Below are 4,588 nucleotides of genomic sequence, written 5' to 3' on the forward strand. Positions count from 1 at the left end.
ATAATACATTTAATACATATTTTTAACGGTTTTAAAAAAATTGAAGTTTTATTTTATCTTGTTTTTAGAAAATTAGATAAAATTTTAAGAATATTATTATTCTGTCATTTAGCGATTTAACTAAATTGTCATTGCGAGCGGGAGACTGCCCACTTTTAGTGTGAGTGAAGCAATCCAAAGAAAATATATTATTCCTACCGCTAATGACAATTATTTAAGAAATAAATCTATCAATCTCTACAAAAATATTATTCCTCACAACATCTCTTTTAAATTTTAATTCGTTCAAAATATTAAGTCCGATTTTAGCATCTTTCAAAGATTTTCTGATTTGCCAAAAACCAGCGTCCCATAATGAAATTTCAAATTTTTTCAAATTCAATTTTTCTATATTGTCGTAAAAAAAACTATATAATTCTTTTGAGATATTAATCAAATCTGAAGATTCTTTTGTCATAATTTTTTCTTTATTTTTCAAATATTCGCTTACAAATCTTTTATCGTTATCGTAATCAAAAAAAATATTTTTTAAATAAACTTCTTTATAATCGAAAGGATAAAATTGATTTTATATTTTATAATATTTATTTTTATAAAAAATATTATTCATAGAAACGGTTTGATTTGAATTTGAAAATAAACTCCAAACGATGCAGTCAAGTTTAAACTCTTCCGACAATTCTTCAAAATCTCCTTTCGGAATCACAAATTGGTCACTCCCGTTAAGCCAGTCGACTTTTGTAATTCTTCTAACGGCATGAATAATCATCGCTTTTTCAAAATTATCTTTGGTTATCGAAAACGAACCAGCGGACGATTGAGGCGCTGAAAAAATTGCGGTGAGATTCTGTTTTTGTAAATCGCTTCCGCAGCTCATAAGCGAACCTATAAATCCATCGCAAATTTTATCTCTTATATCTTTTCCCGAAGTTTTTACTTTTATTGCCGAAGAGAGCGGAACGAATGTATAAGAATTACGGACTCTTTTTATCCATTTATTCAATAATTTATTTCTGTCGACTACTTTAAAATTTTTTTTACCGATTTCGTTGCAATTATTGTCAAACACTGGAAGCGCGATATTTTCTTTTTTTATATTATATTCTTTCGATATTTTCCAAATTATAAAACTTACGGGAAACGGAGTAGTTTTTGAAGTGCTTTCAAAATTTGAAGAAGAAAATACAAATCCGTTTACAAATTTATAATTGCAAATATCTTCTCTAAATTTTTCGTTATTATTCGATTTTATATAATTCGTTTTTGAAAAAATTGCCAAATAAATATTTTTGCCCTTTACAAATTCTTTATTAATTCTAAACATAAATTGAGCGGACAATTCTCGCGAAGCCTCGCCTAATTTATTTTCATGCATAATATTTCTTATCAAACTATAACTTACATTTTTTTTGCTTTTTGAATTCGTTCCCGCGACTTGACTCGTGGCATAAGGCGGATTTATAAATATGAGCCAGTTCAATTCTTTATTTTCCAAATCCGATTTTAATTTGTTTGGAATTTTTTTATAATTAAATATTTTTTCTTTTAATTCTATATCGTCATTCAAATAATCGTATTGGAATATGCACGCGTTTTTAAATTTAGTTTTGCAATATTCAATATCTTCATTATCAATAGTCGACATATACAAATATTTATAAACCGATTTATCCAAATAAAATTCCAAATTTCCTTTTCCGCATGCCATGTCCCAAATTCTATATTTTCCGCTTTTTAATTCTTCGATATTTACCGCTTTGTCGATAAATTCCAGCGATTTTTTAGCGAAGGCAAAAGGAGTATAAAATTCGCCTAAATATCTTTTTTTGGAATTATGCTCTTTCATTGATTTTTTATTAGTTTATAAATTATTAAAATCGAGCGCTCAAATACGGCATAGGATTTTTATGGTCGCCGTTTATTCTCACTTCAAAATGGCAGTGTATTCCCGTAGTTCTTCCCGTATTTCCTATAAGCGCTATTCTCTCACCTCTTTTAACTTTATCTCCGCTTGAAACCAAAAGTTTAGAATTATGTCCGTAAGCCGTTTGATAGCCGTTCGCATGAGTGATTATTAAAAACCAGCCGTAGCCGTTTCGCCAGCCCGAATATGTCACTGTTCCGTCCGCAACCGCCAAAATCGGAGTGCCATAAGGTCCCGCGATATCGACTCCGTAATGATAGCTTCGCTCTTGAGTGAAAGGAGATAATCTCGCCCCGAATCCACTTGAAATTCTTCCTCCTCCAGCCACGGGCCATCCAGTCGGAATCTCTCTATGCAAAACGGATGATATTTGCAAAAACGAAAGTATATTTTTTTGATAGCTGTCGACTTCGTTTAAAATTTTATTTATATTTGTAGGTTCGTTATTTTTTATATAATAATTATCGTTATAATCTATTCCGTAAGATATATTTCTTATGGCGTTATTATAATCGTTCAAAGCGGCAGAATATCTATTTAAAGAATTTCTATAATCTTGTATCAGTTTATAAGTAGTCGCTTCTCTCTCTGAAAGAGCGATATAAAAATCTCCCGCGCTTTTTTGTCTATGATAAGCATCAAATCCCGTATATACCAAAGCCGAAAATATTAATAATAAAAATAATATCATAAAATTATTAATCGGAAGTCTTATTCCTTTTTCTTCATCATTATAAAATATTAATATGCTTCTTTCGTTATTTCCTTTTTTGATAATCGCCGATATTATGATTTTGAAAAAATTTCTTATTCCGCCCGTCAAATTATATAAAGCTTTAAAAAATTTCTTTATTCCGACAATAAATTTGCTTTTCGATTTTACATAAGGATTTTTATATACTTTAATTTTCTTTTTTGTATATTTACTGATTTTTTCTATTTTACTAAATTTATTTATTTTGGAAGATTTTTTATTTTCTTTAAAATTCAAATTATTTAAATCGTTTAAATTTCCGACTAATTTATTTGCAATATTTTTCGCTCTTTCCGAACTTTCTTCGTCAATATAATATTTATCCAATTCGCTGTCGAATTCGTTTTCTTTCGTATTATTGAAAATATCTTTCGTCTGAATAATAATTCTCCTTTCACAAATTTTATAAATTTACAAATTATAATCAATCGTCCGCAAATAAACTCCCGTCTTTATAGTTATCGTCATATCTTTTTGAAACATTTAAATAAGAAAAAGCCTTGTTTGTGGCTACTCTTCCTTTCGGCGTTCTCTTTATAAAACCGCATTGTATCAAATAAGGTTCTATAATATCTTCTATCGTTTCAATTTGTTCTGATAACGAAACTGAAATTGTGTCTATTCCTACGGGACCTCCGTTATAATGTTTAATTATCGCATTTAAATATTGTTTATCCAAAGATTCGAATCCGTTTTTATCTACGCCCAGTTTTTCCATAGAATCGCATGCAAAATCTTCGTCTATTTTTATAACATTTGAAACCGTTGCAAAATCAAAAACTCTTCTTAAAAGTCTGTTTGCAATTCTCGGCGTTCCTCTCGACCTTCCCGCTATTGAAATTGCAGCCGAATCCGTTATTTTTATATTCAAAAATGCAGAACTTCTTTTGACTATATTTGCCAAATCATCTTCCGTATAAAATTCCAATCTTTCCACTATTCCAAATCTGTCGTATAAAGGCGTGCTTAAAAGTCCGCTTCTCGTTGTCGCTCCGATAAGAGTAAAATGAGGAAGTTTGACTCTGAAACTTTTTGCGCTCGTTCCTTCTCCCACTTTTATATCGACAAAAAAATCTTCCATCGCCGAATATAAAACCTCTTCCACAACAGTTCTTAATCTGTGAATTTCGTCTATAAAAAGAATGTCTTTCTCTCCTAAAGTCGTTAATATTGAAGCCAAATCTCCCTGACGCTCTATTACTGGTGCGGAAACGGATTTTACGGCGACTCCGAGTTCGTTCGCTATGATTTGCGCGAGAGTCGTTTTTCCAAGTCCAGGAGGTCCGTAAAAAAGTATATGGTCCAAAGAAACTTCACGCTTTTTGGCGCTGTCTATATAAACCTTCAATTTTGATTTTATATTTTTCTGCCCTATAAAATCATAAAAACTTTTTGGTCTGATAGAGTTCGTTTCCAAATTATCGTAAGAAGTTTCTTCCGCTTTCGTTAAACTTTGATTTTCTTTATCCATTATATTTTTATAATACCATAATTAAATTAATATTAAAATAATTCTTATATTATATTATAATTAAGATATATAATCAATTAAAAAATGCGAGTATAAATGATTAATATAGAAGTAAAAGTAACGGCGGGAGCAAAATCAAATAGCTTCAAAAAAGAAAACGGGCTTTATTATATTCGAATAATGGCTAAAGCGATTGACGGAAAGGCGAATAAATCTATTATAGAATTTTTAGCCGAAGAACTTAATTTAAAGAAAAAAGATATTGAAATAATAAGAGGAGAAAAAAGCGGTAAAAAAATAATTTCTATAAATATTGAAGATAATATTTTGAGAGAATATATTGAAAATAAATAAACTTATTAAATATAATTGATTATTTTGAATAATAACATATAATAAAAATGTTGATAATTTTTTTAATATATAAATAATTTAATTA

The 4,588-nt window shown here is 29.3% G+C and carries 5 protein-coding genes; 1 reads left to right on the forward strand and 4 read right to left on the reverse strand.

The genetic code is table 11. From position 1 onward, the window contains the following. Nucleotides 1-214: 214 nt before the first annotated feature. The 4 genes from ACR0QS_RS11325 to ruvB all read right to left on the reverse strand — a co-directional run bounded on the left by ACR0QS_RS11325 (nt 215) and on the right by ruvB (nt 4,149). On the reverse strand, nt 215-478 hold the full coding sequence (locus ACR0QS_RS11325; protein ID WP_432633557.1) for a hypothetical protein: 264 nt from the start codon (nt 476-478) through the stop codon (nt 215-217). A gap of 90 nt (nt 479-568) precedes the next feature. After that, nucleotides 569-1,846: a hypothetical protein gene (locus ACR0QS_RS11330; protein ID WP_432633558.1), complete on the reverse strand. Its 1,278-nt coding sequence runs from the start codon at nt 1,844-1,846 to the stop codon at nt 569-571. A gap of 25 nt (nt 1,847-1,871) precedes the next feature. After that, nucleotides 1,872-3,005 (reverse strand): M23 family metallopeptidase, encoded by a 1,134-nt coding sequence (locus ACR0QS_RS11335; protein ID WP_432633559.1) that lies wholly within the window; start codon nt 3,003-3,005, stop codon nt 1,872-1,874. 97 nt (nt 3,006-3,102) lie between these two features. Then, nucleotides 3,103-4,149, reverse strand: coding sequence for a Holliday junction branch migration DNA helicase RuvB (gene ruvB / locus ACR0QS_RS11340; protein WP_432633560.1), 1,047 nt, complete (start codon nt 4,147-4,149; stop codon nt 3,103-3,105). A gap of 99 nt (nt 4,150-4,248) precedes the next feature. Here ruvB and ACR0QS_RS11345 point away from each other — a divergent pair, with 99 nt between their 5' ends. Beyond that, nucleotides 4,249-4,503, forward strand: coding sequence for a DUF167 domain-containing protein (locus tag ACR0QS_RS11345; RefSeq protein ID WP_432633561.1), 255 nt, complete (start codon nt 4,249-4,251; stop codon nt 4,501-4,503). Nucleotides 4,504-4,588 lie beyond the last annotated feature (85 nt).

The organism is Brachyspira sp. (assembly GCF_050873525.1).
Taxonomy (GTDB): Bacteria; Spirochaetota; Brachyspiria; order Brachyspirales; family Brachyspiraceae; genus Brachyspira.